Here is a 14,667-nt window from a genome sequence, read left to right as displayed (position 1 = left end):
CGGCGGGTCATCGCTACGATGACGCCGCGTAATTGCTGTGGGGGCAAGTGGCCGCAAACGTTGTAAAAAAATAAAATGCGAGTCAATTTCACGCTGAAAACCAAAGTCATCGTTGTCGTTGTGGCGGCGGTCCTGATCACGACCGCCGTGATCTCTGCCGTGTCGCTGTTGATGATGCGGCGTGACATGAAAGCGCTGATCGGCGATCAGCAATTCACGATGATGAAAACCATCGCGATTGCCCTCGATGAAGGTTTCACCAATCGTCGCATGGCGCTGCGCTCGCTGACCCAGGGCATTCCGCCGCAGGCCTGGCATGATCGCGCCGCGATGCAGAAGTATCTTGATCGCCATGTCGGCCTGACACCATTGTTTTTCAACTTTTCCGTATTTGATGCCGACGGCGAGTTGCAGGCCAATTTCATCGATCCGACGCTGGCCGGCCGGTTCAATGTCGCCGGCCGCGAATACATGATGCGCACCCTGAAAACCGGCAAAGGCGTGATTTCGGAGCCGCTGCGCAGTCAATTGTCGGGACGTGCCATCGTCTTGATGACGGAGCCGCTGTACGATGCCAAAGGCAAGATCGCCATGGTATTTGTGGGCAGCATCGATTTGCAGCAGGATAATTTCCTCGGCCAGTTCACCGATACCCGGGTCGGCAAGAGCGGGTATGTATTCGTGCTGACGACCAACGGCATCATCATCGAACATCCGCAAAAATCCAGAATCCTCAAGCACGCCAATCTGATCGGCGGCAAAAGTGATGGCACAGACCGCGCGCTGGCCGGCTTTGAAGGCAGCATGGCGGGCTTCAACCGCACCAATCAACCGGCCTTGTTTTCTTACAAGCGGATGAAAACCACCAACTGGATCATCGGCTCGATCTATTTGCAGGAGGAGGCCTTCTTATCGATATCGGAGATGCAAAACAAGGTTTTGCTGGTGTCGGCCACGCTGGCGTTGCTGGCGGGGTGGCTGGCCTGGCTGGTGATGTCGCGCCTGATGGATCCCTTGCATCGCCTGCACGGGCACATTCAGCAAATCCGTGCTGACAAAACCTATTCGGCGTTGCCGCAAAACTATCGCAATGATGAAATCGGTGATCTCGGTGTCGCCTTCAATTCGCTGATGCAGGAGCGGCGTGATGCCGAAACGGCGTTGGACCAGGCCCGGCAGCATCTGGAAAACATGAACCAGACGCTGGAGCGGCTGGCGCTGGAAGATGAACTCACCGGGCTGGCCAACCGGCGCCGGCTGGAACTGGCGTTGCAGGACGAATTCAATCGTGCCACGCGCCACGCCAGTTGGCTGGCGCTGGTGATGATCGATGTCGACCGTTTCAAACAATACAACGATCAGTACGGTCACATCGCCGGCGATGAATGTCTGCGCCGCATCAGTCATGCGATCTTGCAGCACAAATACCGGCCGGGCGATCTGGTGGCGCGCTATGGCGGTGAAGAAATCGTGGTGCTGCTGCCGGCTGCCGATGAAGCCGGCGCCCGTGCGGTGGCCGAGCGTATCCGTCAAACGGTGCGGCAGTTGCAGATTCCGCATGACGGCAATGAATCCGGGGTCGTCACCATCAGCGCCGGCGTCAGCGCCGTGATTCCGCTGCGCAATCGCAATACTGCCGAGGAGTTGTTGCGGCAGGCCGATCAGGCGCTGTATCTGGCCAAATCGGATGGTCGTGATTGCGTGCGCGGCAGCAGTGAATCAGCGCCAGGCGCCTAGCTTGCGGCTGGCTATTTTCGCAGCCGGTCCAGACGCAGCCGGTCGCGCTCGTCGCTCAGCCTTGATACCGCCAGGTAGACCGCACCGATGGTCGCCAGAAAACCACCGCCGGCCAGCAGGAACATCAACAGAATCTGATACTTGGCGGCGGCCAGCGGGTCCATGCCGGCCAAGACCTGACCGGTCATGATGCCGGGCATGGTGATGATGCCGGCCGCCGCCATCTGGTTCATCAGCGGCAGCAGGCCGGCGCGCACGGCACGCCGGATGATGTCGCGAAAGGCGCTGAAGCGGTCGGCGCCGAGCGCCAGTTGTGCTTCGATGGCATTGCGTTCACGGCTGACGGTGGCGAACACATGGTTGAGTCCGACGCTGGCCGAATTCATGACGGTGCCGAGAATGATGCCGGTCAGGGGAATCGCATGCCGCGCGTCATACCACGGCGTCGGCTGCAGCGCGGTCGTCAGCGCCAGCAGTGCGACGGACAAGGTTGCCATGCACACCGGCGCGCCGCTGACCACGTAATGCCAGAAGCCGACCAGCCGTTTTTCCTGGCGGGCGCCGGTTTCGATGGCCGCCGCCGCCAGCATCAGCGCCACCACGGCAGCGGTCAGCCACAGCGACGACAAGGCGAATATCTGACGCAGGAACAGACCCACAATCAACAGTTGCAGCACCATGCGTACCGCGGCGATCAGCAATTGACGTTGAATCCCCAGCGCCAGCAACAATGACAAGGCGGCGCTGCCCAGCACCAGCAGCGCGGTGGTTATCAGTTCGGTGGTGGTGAGGACGACCGGCGTCACAGGTGCTGCTCCGTCAGGCCGCTGTGGCTCATCTGGAATACACGGTCGGCCAGACGGCCGATCTGGGCCGGATCATGCGATACCAGCAGCAAGCCGCAGCCCTCCCGTTTGAGTTGCTGCAATAGTGTTTCCACTTGCGCCATGCTGTGTTTGTCGAGTGCCGAGGTGGGTTCGTCGAGCAACAGAAATTGCGGTTGTTGCGAGATCGCCCGCAGCAAGGCCAGACGCTGGCGCTCGCCGCTCGACAACTGCGCCACCGGTGCGGCCAGAATATCGGCACGCAAGCCGACGGCAGCCAGCAATTCGCTTACCCGTTGCGGCTGGCGCAGATGTTCTGCGACATGCTCGCCCCACCAGCCGGATTCCGCCGCAACATAAGTGACACGCCGGCGCCATGCCGGCGCCGGCATCCCCGCGCGCGTTTGCTGGCCGATGCCGACTTCACCATGATTGACATCGAGATCGGCAATCATGCGCAGCAACAGGCTCTTGCCGATGCCGGAGGGGCCGGCGATGGCCACGCATTGACCACTGTTGACTTGCAGATCGAAGGGGCCGCTGACCAGACCGCTCAAATTGCTGATGTGCAGCGTTGCATTGCGTGCATGGGCGGTGGCGGCGGCTGGAGGCATGCTGAGAATCAGGGTTTGCCGGGTACCAGGAATTTGGACTTGGCGCAGTAAATCTTGGCTTTGGTATCGGCATAGGCGATTTTGCTGCCGGCCTGTGATTCGCGCAGAGAATAGGTAGTGGCATCAGTCAGCGTGAAGCGGATGCCGATGGAGGAGGAAATCGCTTCAGCCACCTTTTGCGGCGTGGCATTGACGACCGCCCCGATGAAATCGGCCGGGCTGCTCGGATCGTTGACCATGACGTCAGTGATCTGGAGGCCCCAGATACTGCTGTCGGCCTTGAACCAGTAGGCGCCGCCCTCGGTTTTGTAGGGCGGGCCGAATGCGGCTTGCAGATAATCGAAGAAATACTTGCTGTTGAGCTGATTCAGGCACAGCAGCGCATTACCTACTTCAATCCCGAACGTTGGCGGTGCGACGGCGCCGGCGGCTGTACAGAACGATAGCGTACAGGCAAGAACGGCACGGTGAAAATTCTTCAAGCAGACTCCCAGACACTCATTTGATCAATGGCCGCGGTTGCGAACGGACCTATTTTAAATGAGCCGGGGCGGGAGCGCCATTGCCGTTGCCGTTTAGCCTGCGCGGCCGGTCTTGAGCAGGGTTTCGCCGCGTTGCGAAATGTCGAGCTGGCCGCTCAGGCTGCTCAAGCCGTCGAGAAAGGAAGCAATCCCGGTGCCTTTGACCATCACACAGGGTTTGCCCATCTTTTTGCACAGTTGCTTGACCAGATGATAGGCGTTATGACTGATGTTGCCGGAAGCACACACCACCATGTCGGCGGCGCTGAGCATCGGTTGCAGGCGGTGCAGGCTGTCTTCGCGGCCGCCGTCGTGGTGGGTGAAGCGGCCATGCCGGGTTTCAATTGCCAGCCGGTAGTGATTGCGGGCCCCGGTCAGGCCGCCGACGCACAAGACATAGCGGTCATGCAGCGAAAAACGTTCAGGATCAGGAACCGCCGGCAGACCCGGCTGGATCAGATTGCTGCGGACGACGTCATGTGCGGCACGTGATGTGGTGACCAACTTATTGCTTGCGCGATGCATGGTTTCCCCTTGATGGCAGCATGGAGAGCATGGATGTTGCTCTCACGGTATCTGATTCTGTCTGTCGCCAGACTAAACCGATAAGCGCTGCGCACGAACGAAGAAATTGGCATTTGAATATACGTAATTCCAGCGCTGCCCGGTCAGGCGCTCAGCACTGCTTTTGCACCGCGCGCACGAAGTCGGCCAGGCGGCGTCCGCTTTGATCCGGATAACTGTCGCTGGCGGTCATGCCGACGATACGGTCGAGCCGGAATGAACGAAACGCGCTGCGGGTTTCGCACCAGGCCGCAATCGACCACGTGCCGCCCCAGAAATACAGGGCCAGCGGCCAGATGATGCGCCGGGTCTGGCTTTTCCTGACATCGCTGTAATCGAGCAAGAGCTTTTGCCGGCGACTGATGTTTTGCCGGATATGTTCCAGTCGTTTGCCATGCTCGGGGTCGATGTGGAAGGTGGGCGCGAACAAGGTCGTGGCTTCGACGAAGTCGCGCTTGTCTTGCGGCAGCGCCAGCACGATCTTGGCCAGGGCGGCGGCGCCCGAGGCTGCCAGTTGCGGGCCACCCCAGGCTTGCACCATGCGCATGCCGATCACCAGCGCATCGATTTCATCGGGGGAAAACATCAGCGGCGGCAGGTCGAAGCCGGATTTGTTGAGGCGGTAGCCGACTCCGGCTTCGCCTTCCACCGGCACGCCGGACAGCGACAGATCGCGGATATCGCGGTAAACGGTGCGTTCGGAAATCGACAGCCACTCTGCCAGTTGCTTTGCCGTCGTGAGCCGGCGTCCGCGCAGGTACTGCGTGATTTGAAACAGGCGGTCAGCTCGGCGCATGGCAGTAGAAGGCAGGTTGGACAGTGAGCGTGATTCTGGCATGTCTGCCGCCGCCGGTCAGTTTTTTTCACTGGATCGGGCCCCATGAAATTTGCCATGCCGGGCATGCCACGCATCGACGCGCCCGGCATGCCGGCGGCCTGCTTATTGCATGGCGTGCAAGGCGATGCGATTGCCTTCGCTATCGGTGAAATGCGCGATGTAACCGAGTTGTTTTGGCAGCGCGAATTTATCCATGATGACCTTGCCGCCGGCACCGGCGATGCGGTCGATCACGGTCTGGATGGATGGACCGGCATCCAGATACACCAGCGTGCCGCCATGACCCGGTTCACAGAAGTCGGCCTTGGTCAGCGCGCCGAGGGAATTGCCGTCGCTGTCGGTGAAAATCGCCATCGGTGCGAACTCGGAAGTTTCGGTGCGCAGTGTGGTATCGAAGATGGTTTCGTAAAATTTGCTGGCGCGGGACAGGTCGTCGGCCGGGATTTCAAACCAGTTGATTTTTGTTTGCATGATGTTGTCCTTGTAAGGTGTGAATGCCGGTTGGCATGTCACGCATCATGCGGCAGCACTCCTGACAGCGTAGTGTCAGGAGTGTCAGCAGAGGTCAGCAGCGATGTGTCGCCGGGTCATGCATCAGCGGGCTGCATCGGCGACCGGCAAGGCCGCGTCTTCGCGGTCGGCGCGTTCGGCATAACGACGTGCCAGTACCGCGCACAACATCAATTGCATCTGATGGAAGATCATGATCGGCAGCAGCACTGCGCCGACGGTGCCACCGCTGAACAACACCGATGCCATCGGGATGCCGGAGGCCAGCGACTTTTTCGAACCGCAAAACACCAGCACGATTTCATCAGGACGCGAGAAACCGAGTGCGCGGCTGCCATAGGTTGTCACCAGCAATACCGCCCCCAGCAGGAAGGCATTGACCAGAATCAGCAGCGCCAGTTGTGAGGGCGGAAACAGGTGCCACACCCCTTGTGCTACGGCCGCGCTGAACGCTGCATACACCGCCAGCAAGATGCTGCCGCGATCCACCACGGTCAGGATGCTGCGATGGGCTTCGACCCATTTGCCGATCCATGGCCGCAGCACATTGCCGAGCACGAATGGCAACAGCAATTGCAACAGGATGCTGAGCACATCGTGCCAGCCGCCGCCGGCATGTTGACGATGCAACAGCAGCGCTACCAGCAATGGCGTGATGACAATGCCCAGCAGATTCGAGGCGGTGGCGCCGCAAATCGCGGCCGGCACGTTGCCGCGCGCAATCGAGGTGAAGGCAATCGACGACTGCACGGTCGATGGCAGGGTACAGACGAACAGAATGCCGAGCCACAGTTGCGGCGTCAGCATGTCCGGAAACAGTGCCTTGAGCGTCAGGCCCAGCACCGGGAACAGCACGAAGGTGCAAGCCAGCGTCAGCAGATGCAGACGCGGTTGGCGGAAACCGGCCAGCGCTGCCGCACGCGACAGGCGGGCGCCATGCAGAAAGAACAACAAGGCAATCGCGACATTGCTGGCGACGCGCATCCAGTCTTCAAATTGTCCGCGTGCCGGCAGCAGCGTGGCCAGCAACACGGTGGCCAGCAGCATTTGGGTAAAGCGGTCGGGCAGGTAGCGTTTCATGATGATTTCCTTGTGAGGGCGTGGCGCCAGCGCCTCCGGCATGGGCTTGCCGGCCGGCAACGGCGTGGCGTAACACCCGATACCAGCATCATAGGAAAAGCCACGGCCATAGGGAACCCCGTTAATCACGTTGACTGTAATCGGATTTTCCGATGACAATGGCCAGATGTTTAATCCTGTCTGGCTCAAAACCTTTGTCACGGTGGCGGCATCGCGCAGTTTTACCGATGCCGGGCGTCGTCTCGGCCTGACGCAGTCCAGCGTCAGCGACCACATTCGCCGTCTCGAAGAAAGCAGCGGCCGGCGCCTGTTCGTCCGCGATACCCATTCGCTGGCACTGACCGTGGATGGCGAAAGCCTGTTGATTCATGCGCGCCTGATCCTGGAAGCGCATGCCCGCGCCGAGGCGCAATTCAATGCGCCGCGCCTGCGCGGCCGGGTCCGCTTCGGCACCTCGGACGATTTGTCGCTGGGGCCGCTGCCCGATATGCTGGCGGCGTTTCGCCGTGAGCATCCCGAAGTTGAGCTGGAAATCACGATTGGTCTGAGCAACGAGCTGTATCAGCGCATGGATCGCGGTGAACTCGATTTGCTGGTGGGCAAGCGCCGTCCCGGCGAACAGCGCGGTCACTTCATGTTTCGCGAACCGCTGGCGTGGTTGGCGCGGCCGCAAACGCTGGTCGATTTGCGCCTGCCGTTGCCGCTGATCCTGTTGCCGGAACCGAGCGTGACGCGGGCAGCGATTCTGGAACGGCTCGGCAGCAGCGGCTGTCACTGGCGCATCGTCTGCACCAGCGGCAGTCATGCCGGTTGCATGGCGGCGGCGCGTGGCGGTTTGGGGTTGACGGTGTTGCCGCTGCATCTGGCATCGCGCGATCTGACCTTGCCGCTCAATCACGCCAGCTTGCCGCAGTTGCCGGATGTTGAATATGTGGCCGTGACCGCGAAGCGACTGAGCCGGCCCGCTGAAACGCTGTTCCAGATTTTGATGGCGAGCGAACTGCATGCCGCCGAGAATTGACTGACGTTCATCAGATTGAAAACAGGAGACTTGCATGACAACGACGACCACGACGCCAACTGTTGATGATCAATATGAAGAACGCGTGCGCGCCAGTTTTGGCCGGCAGGCGGTAATGCAAACCATCGGTGCCGAAATGACCACGGTGACGCCGGGACTGGTCGAGATCAGCCTGCCGTATCGTGCCGATCTGGCGCAGCAGAACGGATTCCTGCATGCCGGCATCACCACCACGATTGCCGACAGTGCCGGCGGCTATGCGGCCTTGAGTGTGTTTGGCCCGGGCCAGGATGTGCTGACCACGGAAATCAAATTGAATTTGCTGGCGCCCGCCGACGGCAGCCATTTTCTGGCGCGCGGCCGGGTCATCAAAAGCGGCAAGACGCTGACGATTTGCCAGATTGAAGTGCATGCGCACAAAGACGGAAAAACGAGCCTGTGCGCCTATGGCCTGATGACCACCATGCGCATGCAGGTGCGCTGATCAAATCGCGCTGATCAGCCTTCGATAATCAGATCGGGACGGTTGAGAGCGCGGAGGCGTTGCTCGACAAAGTAACCGCCGGCTTCGGTGTAGCGCAGATAGTAGCGGCCGCAGTGGTTGCACGCGGCAACGGTGCAGCGGTTGTAGGGGAAGTACTTCAATGCGATGGGCGCCAGCGGTGATTCGTAACGCGTGCCGTGCGGATGGTACTCGGTGAAGCCGGGTTCATCGAACGGATTTTCGCGCAGGCTGGCAATGTCGCGCAGACCGGATTCGGGAAACGACAGCGACATGCTGCCCCAGGCAGAGGTGTCAGCCAGTTGGCAGGGACAGTCAGTAGCAATGGCGGCGCTGTGTTGCGCCAGCGCCCGCAAGCTTGCCGGGTCGGGGTAAGGTAAGTCAGTCATGCGTGCAGTATCGCCTATTTGCCGCCGAACGCAATTTTTCCGCCATGCAGTTGCGCGGTACCGCCGCCGAGATTGCTCAGTACCGGCCACACCTGTTTGCCGATGCGGATTTCAACCCCTTCGTACACCGCCTTGGTGGCGATGACTTGCGCTGACTCGGTGGCAACCAGATCTTCTTTCATGTCGTTCTGTTCGGCGATCAGGTCTTTGACTTCCTGCGCCAGGATCTTGCGCTTTTGTTCGGTCTCTTCAATCTGTCCTTCGACCACCTTTTGCGGATTCTGTTTGTAATAGGCAATGGTCTTGATGGTCAGCTCAAGTTCGCTGAGTTTCTTCTTGAATTCCTGTTCCTTGGCGTTGAGCTTTTCTTCCAGATACGGATCGAGGCCGACCTGAATCCGGGTCTTGTTACCGGTGGGGGCGCCGAGCCCGGTCGCCTTGATCAGCATCGTGGCCTGCGCGCGGCCGCCGATGATCTGGCCCAGTTTGGGATTGGTCTTGCCGACGATGATTTCATTGCCGGCCTGCAGTTCACACTGGCGGGCATTGCCGGCAATCAGGATCGAGTCGCGCGCTTCGATGTGAGCATTTTCGGCAAACAGCGCCTGCATCGAACCTTCACATTTGATCCGGGCTGCAATCGGCACGATGCCGGTTTGCGCTTCGGCATGACCGATTACGCCACCCTTGATCGTGACACTGCCGCCGGCCGTGATTTCCGCCGCTTCCACGGTGCCATTGACGAAGACATCGCCCGAGACGCGCAAGCGCATGCCGGCCTTGACGTCGCCACTGATGCGCACGGTTCCTTCAAAATCGATATTGCCGGTACTGAGATCGACATCTTCTATTTCGACGATGGGATTGACCTTGACGCCGGCCTTGATCACCGACGGCTGACCGGCGATAATCGCCACCAGCAGGTCGGGGTTGTCAGGATCGGGTTCGGCACCCGAGCAATCCTTGCTGAATGGAATGTCGGCAATCGGCCGCGCCGGCACCGGCTGGCCCTTGATGTCGATGCCGTTGACGCCGGGCACGGTCGGCGTGCGCTGCATCAGGCGATCACCGACATTGACCAGCAACAGGTATCCCAGATCACTGTATTGCACCACGGCGTCTTCATCGACTTCCGACAGTTCGTCTTCCTTTTCTTCCAGCAAACTCTGGAACTCTGCCGGTTTGCCATCGCGTGGCCAATCGCCTTGCGCGATCACCAGCTTTTCACATTGACCCGCGCTCAGCGCGTTGCGCAGTTGTTCATGCAAGATGCCGTAAGTGATGCCCTGGGCGCGAATGGCCTGCACCACTTCGACACTTTTGGCGCGGCCACCTTGCGGCGGCACCAGCGTCAGCGCCGCACTCATCAGATCATCGGCCACTTCCAGCAGGAATTCACCATCGCGGCGCTCGGCGATGATGTGCGAATACGGTTCTTTGGCATCGGCGGCCTTGGCCACGAAATCACCGAGTGCGGTTTCGTCGATATGCAATTTGGTGTAACCACCATCGGTCAATGCCTGCTTCAATAACACCATGTTGACCACCGGCACTCCGGCTTGCGGGGTCATCGTTGCGGTCAGTTCACCGCTGATCCGGTCAAATTGCAGCGAGAGCGATTGCGGACTTGATTGTTCCATGATAATTGTCAGCCAGTCATTGTGGTGTATGTTGATGTCGGCACAATGACCCACTCCTTTAATAATTAAGAAAACTTGTTATGTGGCAAGATCATCTAGCAATTCGCCGGCAAGTACAAGGGTTGTTTCGGCTACATCAAAAGGGATTGTTGTTATGGCAAGCATGAAGCAGGAAACCGCAGGCATGGAGCAGGAGCGGTTCGAGGCTGGCCGCCGCAGCACCGTGGTCAGCGTGATCGTCAATATCGGTCTGACGACAGTGCAGATCATCGCCGGGATATTCTCGGGTTCGCAGGCCTTGATTGCCGATGGCGTGCATTCGCTGTCGGATCTGATTTCCGATTTCGTGGTGCTGTTTGCGGCGCATCACAGTCGCAAGCAAGCCGATGCCGATCATCAATATGGTCATCAGCGTTATGAGAATGCAGCATCGCTGGCAATCGGCGGCATTTTGCTGGCGGTCGGCATCGGCATGTTGTGGTCGGCATTTCACAAGATCGCCGATCCTTCCAGTGTGCAGCAGGTCCACGTACTGGCATTGTGGGTCGCGCTGGCGGCACTGGTCAGCAAGGAATTGCTGTTCCGTTACATGCTGGGCGTGGCGCAGCGCGTGCGGTCCAGCATGCTGGCAGCAAATGCCTGGCATGCGCGATCCGATGCTGCTTCATCGCTGGTGGTGGCACTCGGCATCATCGGCAATCTGTCCGGCCTGCCGGTGCTGGATCCGATTGCGGCCTTGATCGTTGGTCTGATGGTGTCGCGCATGGGGGGCAGTTTTTTCTGGCGGGCCCTGAACGACTTGATGGACCGTGCGGTATCCGAAGAAGAGTTGACGGCGATCCGCAGCACCCTGCTGCAAACGCCCGGCGTATTCGGCATCCACGATTTGCGCACACGCAAGATGGGCGACATGACGATAGTCGATGTTCATCTCGAAATTGACGGCAGCCAGACCGTCACCCAAGGCCATGCGATTGCCGTCAATGCGCGTCAGCGCGTGCTGGATCAGCATCGGGTGCTGGATGTGATGACGCATGTTGATCCGGTGCAGCCCGGTTGAGTCAGCGCGCTGGCCGCGGTCACCTCACATGACATCAGACACGGAAGAGTCCGGGTGCAGCATCCGCGGTTGCATTGTGTGACAGCAATACCTCTTCAAAGCCGGCAATCGGCAACGGCGGGCTGAGCAAATATCCCTGAAATGAATAGCAACCGATGGCGGCCAGAAACTGTCGCTGACCTTCGGTTTCCACGCCTTCTGCGATCACATGCAGGTTCAGACTTTGCGCCAGTGTCATGACGGTACGCGCAATGGCGGCATCGTTGGCGTCGGTCAGCAGATCACGCACGAAGATCTGATCGATCTTGATCTGGTCGAGCGGCAATCTTTTCAGATAGCCGAGTGAAGAGTAGCCGGTGCCGAAGTCATCCAGTGACAATCCGACACCCTTGGTCTTGAGCGCATGCATTTTGCTGATGATGTCATCGACGTCATTGACCAGCATGCTTTCGGTCAGCTCCAGTTTGAGCAAGGCCGGATTGACGTTGGAACGGTCCAGCACGGAAATCACCTGGCTGACGTAATCGGCCTGTTTGAATTGCAGCGCGCTGACGTTGACTGCCACGCTCAGGTGCGCGGTAGCCGGATTTTTTGCCCATGCCATCAGTTGCGCGCACGCCATGCCGAGCACCCAATGCCCGATGGGCAAGATCAGTCCGGTTTGCTCTGCCAGCGGGATGAAGTCGGCCGGCGAGATCATGCCTTTGACCGGATGCCGCCAGCGCAACAAGGCTTCGGCGCCGGTAATCCGGCCGTCGTCGCCGATCTGGGGTTGATAGTGCAGGGTCAGCTGATTGTCCGGCAGCGCCCGCAGCAGGTCGGACTCCATCACGCTGCGTTGGGCCAGATTGGCTTGCATTACCCACAGCAACACGCACAGAAAGCCGGTCGCGACTGTGTTGTGGACCCAAGTGCCGATCACCCGCACCTCTGGTCCCAACTGATAGCCGGTGTTCAGGCCCCAGGAATTGCTGGCAAAGAAAATGAAGGCCAGCAAAGCGGCCGCACTCAAGCCATGTCGCAGCCATGGATGATCGTTTCGAAACACCAGCGAAGCGAACAGGGCGATGACCAGAAAGTAGTTGTGAGTGGAGCGGGGGGCCTGGGGTGTCGGCACATCCATCAGTACACTGACGATGCACAGTACGATATAGACCGCGCAAAAGATGACGACCGCCGCCGCACGGGTATGGCCGCGCAAGGTCAGCAGGGCAGTGGTGGCGGCAATCGTGGTGGATACCAGGTTCATGAAGCAAATCGCCCGGTTGCCGTGCAGCGCAAAATACACTGCCCAGAACAGCGACACCGCAGCGAGCACAACCGAACTCAGCAGCAATGCGCGACGCATGCGTAATGACTGCTTCCAGGTGGAACTCGCCTGCATATCCATAGATATCGCCGCCAATCAGTGTCGGGGGCCAAGCATGCAGACCCGGTGCGAAAAATTGTACGCTTCGGTTTACGTCGCATCAAGGTAAAGCAGAAGCCCGCGTGCAGTCAACTCGATGTTCCCGGCACTGGTGCGCCGGGAAAAACTGACGGTTGGCGGGTCAATCATTGTCAGGGAATCGGCAACTCGTTGAAACCCTTGAATTCCTGCACCGAGAAACTGGTTTGTACTTGCCTGACGCCGGGCAGCCGGTGCAGGCTGTGTTGCAACAGATCGGAATATGCGTCGAGGTCTTTGGCCACCACCATCAACAGGAAATCTGCAGTGCCGGTGACGCCGTGAAACATGACCACTTGCGGAATGGCGCGCACCGCTTCGGCGAATTCGATGGAGCGCGCTTCGTTCTGCAGATCAATGCTGATACTCACGAATGCCACCACGCCATAGCCCAGCGCCCGGCGGCTGAGTCTGGCATGATAACCATCAATCAGACCGGCTTCTTCCAGCCGCCGGATGCGGCGCCAGCAAGGCGATTGCGATAACCCGGTCATCTCGGCCAGTTCGCCGCTGGTCAGGCGGGCGTTATCTTGCAGCGCGGCTAACAGCTGGCGGTCGATCTCATCGAATTCATTTTGCATAATTTATTCAACAGGATGATGGAATGTGAATTTATTATACTCATCGAAAAAATATATTGGATTAATAATTTTTGGATACTACTATCGGGGGATAGACAAATAACCAATGAAGAGGCTAGCCATGCGTTCCCCTGCGTCAACACTGTTTGGACATATTCCGCCGTATCCGGGTGACCCGATCTTGTCCCTGATGGAAGCGTTTTCCCGCGACCAGCGCACCGACAAGGTCAGCCTCAGTATTGGCGTGTATTTCGACAATGCCGGCCGCTTGCCGATGCTGGATTCGGTACGTCAGGCTGAAACCGCATTGCTGCAACAGCTCGGTCCGCGTCCCTACCTGCCGATGGAAGGACTGGAAAGTTTCCGTACTGCCGTGCAGCATCTGTTGTTTGGCGCTGCGAGCGAAGTCGTCACCAGCGGTCGTGCCGCGACCTTGCAAACCTTGGGCGGCTCCGGCGGACTGAAGGTCGGCGCCGACTTCCTGCGTCGCTATTTCCCGGCCGCAGAGATCTGGGTCAGCGATCCGACCTGGGATAACCATCGCGCCATCTTCGAGGGCGCCGGCCTGCAAGTGCATACCTACCCCTATTACGACCCCGCCACCGGCGGCTTGCTGTTTGACCAGATGCTGGCGACATTGCATACCTTGCCGCGCCAAAGTATCGTGTTGTTGCACGCCAGTTGCCACAACCCGACCGGCGTCGATCTGTCGCACGACCAATGGCGGACATTGATCCCGGTACTCAAGGAACGTGAACTGATTCCATTCATCGATATCGCCTATCAGGGTTTCGGTGACGGTCTCGATGAAGATGCATTTGCATTGCACGCATTGGCCGAAGCCGGCATGCAATTCTTTGTCGCCAATTCCTTTTCCAAGAATTTCTCGCTGTATGGCGAACGCTGCGGCGGCTTGAGTGTTGTCTGTGCGGACCGGCGCGATGCAGAAACCGTACTCGGCCAACTCAAGGCCACGGTACGGCGCAACTATTCAACGCCGCCGACACATGGCGCGCGCATCGTTGCCAGCATCTTGCAGGATCCGAAATTATTTGCCCAATGGGTGCAGGAAACCGGCGCGATGCGCCAGCGGATTCGTGCCATGCGCGAATCCCTGCATGCGGCGCTCAATGAAAAATTCGACGGCCGGCGCAACTTTGACTATCTGCTCACGCAGCGCGGCATGTTCAGCTACACCGGCCTGAGCGCGGCGCAGGTAGATCGCTTGCGTGAAGAGCACGCGGTGTATCTGGTGGGTTCCGGCCGCTTGTGTCTGTCCGGGCTGACTACCGGCAATGTCGGGCATGTGGCAGACGCCATTGCCGCCGTACTGGAGTGA

At 59.2% G+C, this 14,667-nt stretch carries 16 protein-coding genes; 5 read left to right on the top strand and 11 right to left on the bottom strand.

What is annotated here, in order from left to right; translation table 11 throughout:
- The first annotated feature begins 75 nt into the window (after positions 1-75).
- Positions 76-1,737: a sensor domain-containing diguanylate cyclase gene (locus AKL27_RS05960; RefSeq protein WP_050461872.1), complete on the top strand. Its 1,662-nt coding sequence runs from the start codon at positions 76-78 to the stop codon at positions 1,735-1,737.
- 11 nt (positions 1,738-1,748) lie between these two features.
- Here the strand turns inward: AKL27_RS05960 and AKL27_RS05955 are convergent, their stop codons facing one another.
- The 7 genes from AKL27_RS05955 to AKL27_RS05925 all read right to left on the bottom strand — a co-directional run bounded on the left by AKL27_RS05955 (position 1,749) and on the right by AKL27_RS05925 (position 6,688).
- Complete coding sequence (locus AKL27_RS05955) at positions 1,749-2,543, bottom strand: ABC transporter permease (protein WP_050461871.1); 795 nt, start codon at positions 2,541-2,543, stop codon at positions 1,749-1,751.
- Complete coding sequence (locus tag AKL27_RS05950; protein WP_050461870.1) at positions 2,540-3,175, bottom strand: ABC transporter ATP-binding protein; 636 nt, start codon at positions 3,173-3,175, stop codon at positions 2,540-2,542. Before AKL27_RS05950 ends, AKL27_RS05955 begins: the two co-directional genes overlap by 4 nt.
- 8 nt (positions 3,176-3,183) lie before the next feature.
- Positions 3,184-3,657, bottom strand: coding sequence for a hypothetical protein (locus AKL27_RS05945; RefSeq protein WP_332308329.1), 474 nt, complete (start codon positions 3,655-3,657; stop codon positions 3,184-3,186).
- Between the two features lie 93 nt (positions 3,658-3,750).
- Positions 3,751-4,221 (bottom strand): DUF2325 domain-containing protein, encoded by a 471-nt coding sequence (locus tag AKL27_RS05940; protein ID WP_083438888.1) that lies wholly within the window; start codon positions 4,219-4,221, stop codon positions 3,751-3,753.
- A gap of 151 nt (positions 4,222-4,372) precedes the next feature.
- Complete coding sequence (locus AKL27_RS05935) at positions 4,373-5,056, bottom strand: helix-turn-helix transcriptional regulator (RefSeq protein WP_050461936.1); 684 nt, start codon at positions 5,054-5,056, stop codon at positions 4,373-4,375.
- A gap of 144 nt (positions 5,057-5,200) precedes the next feature.
- On the bottom strand, positions 5,201-5,569 hold the full coding sequence (locus AKL27_RS05930; RefSeq protein ID WP_050461868.1) for a VOC family protein: 369 nt from the start codon (positions 5,567-5,569) through the stop codon (positions 5,201-5,203).
- 123 nt (positions 5,570-5,692) lie between these two features.
- Positions 5,693-6,688 (bottom strand): bile acid:sodium symporter family protein, encoded by a 996-nt coding sequence (locus AKL27_RS05925; protein ID WP_050461935.1) that lies wholly within the window; start codon positions 6,686-6,688, stop codon positions 5,693-5,695.
- A 166-nt stretch (positions 6,689-6,854) separates the two neighbouring features.
- Between AKL27_RS05925 and AKL27_RS05920 the strand changes: the two genes are divergently transcribed.
- Together AKL27_RS05920 and AKL27_RS05915 are read left to right on the top strand one after the other, a co-directional pair.
- Complete coding sequence (locus AKL27_RS05920) at positions 6,855-7,709, top strand: LysR family transcriptional regulator (RefSeq protein WP_050461934.1); 855 nt, start codon at positions 6,855-6,857, stop codon at positions 7,707-7,709.
- A 34-nt stretch (positions 7,710-7,743) separates the two neighbouring features.
- On the top strand, positions 7,744-8,193 hold the full coding sequence (locus AKL27_RS05915) for a PaaI family thioesterase (protein ID WP_050461867.1): 450 nt from the start codon (positions 7,744-7,746) through the stop codon (positions 8,191-8,193).
- 14 nt (positions 8,194-8,207) lie between these two features.
- Here AKL27_RS05915 and AKL27_RS05910 read toward each other — a convergent pair whose 3' ends face one another.
- Together AKL27_RS05910 and AKL27_RS05905 are read right to left on the bottom strand one after the other, a co-directional pair.
- The gene (locus AKL27_RS05910; RefSeq protein ID WP_050461866.1) at positions 8,208-8,600 is read right to left on the bottom strand and encodes a hypothetical protein; all 393 of its coding nucleotides are present in this window, start codon (positions 8,598-8,600) and stop codon (positions 8,208-8,210) included.
- 14 nt (positions 8,601-8,614) lie between these two features.
- A complete protein-coding gene (locus AKL27_RS05905) occupies positions 8,615-10,240 on the bottom strand; it encodes a FapA family protein (protein ID WP_050461865.1) in 1,626 nt (541 codons plus the stop codon).
- A gap of 154 nt (positions 10,241-10,394) precedes the next feature.
- Between AKL27_RS05905 and AKL27_RS05900 the strand changes: the two genes are divergently transcribed.
- Positions 10,395-11,300, top strand: coding sequence for a cation diffusion facilitator family transporter (locus AKL27_RS05900; protein ID WP_050461864.1), 906 nt, complete (start codon positions 10,395-10,397; stop codon positions 11,298-11,300).
- A 34-nt stretch (positions 11,301-11,334) separates the two neighbouring features.
- Here AKL27_RS05900 and AKL27_RS28750 read toward each other — a convergent pair whose 3' ends face one another.
- A complete protein-coding gene (locus tag AKL27_RS28750) occupies positions 11,335-12,648 on the bottom strand; it encodes a putative bifunctional diguanylate cyclase/phosphodiesterase (protein WP_050461933.1) in 1,314 nt (437 codons plus the stop codon).
- Positions 12,649-12,860: 212 nt separating this feature from the next.
- A complete protein-coding gene (locus tag AKL27_RS05890; protein ID WP_050461863.1) occupies positions 12,861-13,328 on the bottom strand; it encodes an Lrp/AsnC family transcriptional regulator in 468 nt (155 codons plus the stop codon).
- 142 nt (positions 13,329-13,470) lie between these two features.
- Here AKL27_RS05890 and AKL27_RS05885 point away from each other — a divergent pair, with 142 nt between their 5' ends.
- Positions 13,471-14,667, top strand: a complete 1,197-nt coding sequence (locus AKL27_RS05885) for an amino acid aminotransferase (RefSeq protein WP_269749191.1) — start codon at positions 13,471-13,473, stop codon at positions 14,665-14,667.

Origin of the sequence: Herbaspirillum autotrophicum (assembly GCF_001189915.1) — a bacterium.
Lineage (GTDB): Bacteria > Pseudomonadota > Gammaproteobacteria > Burkholderiales > Burkholderiaceae_D > Herbaspirillum > Herbaspirillum autotrophicum.
This window is presented reverse-complemented; position numbering and strand designations above follow the sequence as displayed.

Coding starts and splice junctions, on each gene's coding strand:
- AKL27_RS05960 (WP_050461872.1), top strand. CDS start 76: ATGCGAGTCAATTTCACGCTGAAAACCAAAGTCATCGTTGTCGTTGTG.
- AKL27_RS05950 (WP_050461870.1), bottom strand. CDS start 3,175: ATGCCTCCAGCCGCCGCCACCGCCCATGCACGCAATGCAACGCTGCAC.
- AKL27_RS05940 (WP_083438888.1), bottom strand. CDS start 4,221: ATGCATCGCGCAAGCAATAAGTTGGTCACCACATCACGTGCCGCACAT.
- AKL27_RS05935 (WP_050461936.1), bottom strand. CDS start 5,056: ATGCGCCGAGCTGACCGCCTGTTTCAAATCACGCAGTACCTGCGCGGA.
- AKL27_RS05930 (WP_050461868.1), bottom strand. CDS start 5,569: ATGCAAACAAAAATCAACTGGTTTGAAATCCCGGCCGACGACCTGTCC.
- AKL27_RS05925 (WP_050461935.1), bottom strand. CDS start 6,688: ATGAAACGCTACCTGCCCGACCGCTTTACCCAAATGCTGCTGGCCACC.
- AKL27_RS05920 (WP_050461934.1), top strand. CDS start 6,855: ATGTTTAATCCTGTCTGGCTCAAAACCTTTGTCACGGTGGCGGCATCG.
- AKL27_RS05915 (WP_050461867.1), top strand. CDS start 7,744: ATGACAACGACGACCACGACGCCAACTGTTGATGATCAATATGAAGAA.
- AKL27_RS05910 (WP_050461866.1), bottom strand. CDS start 8,600: ATGACTGACTTACCTTACCCCGACCCGGCAAGCTTGCGGGCGCTGGCG.
- AKL27_RS05905 (WP_050461865.1), bottom strand. CDS start 10,240: ATGGAACAATCAAGTCCGCAATCGCTCTCGCTGCAATTTGACCGGATC.
- AKL27_RS05900 (WP_050461864.1), top strand. CDS start 10,395: ATGGCAAGCATGAAGCAGGAAACCGCAGGCATGGAGCAGGAGCGGTTC.
- AKL27_RS28750 (WP_050461933.1), bottom strand. CDS start 12,648: ATGCGTCGCGCATTGCTGCTGAGTTCGGTTGTGCTCGCTGCGGTGTCG.
- AKL27_RS05890 (WP_050461863.1), bottom strand. CDS start 13,328: ATGCAAAATGAATTCGATGAGATCGACCGCCAGCTGTTAGCCGCGCTG.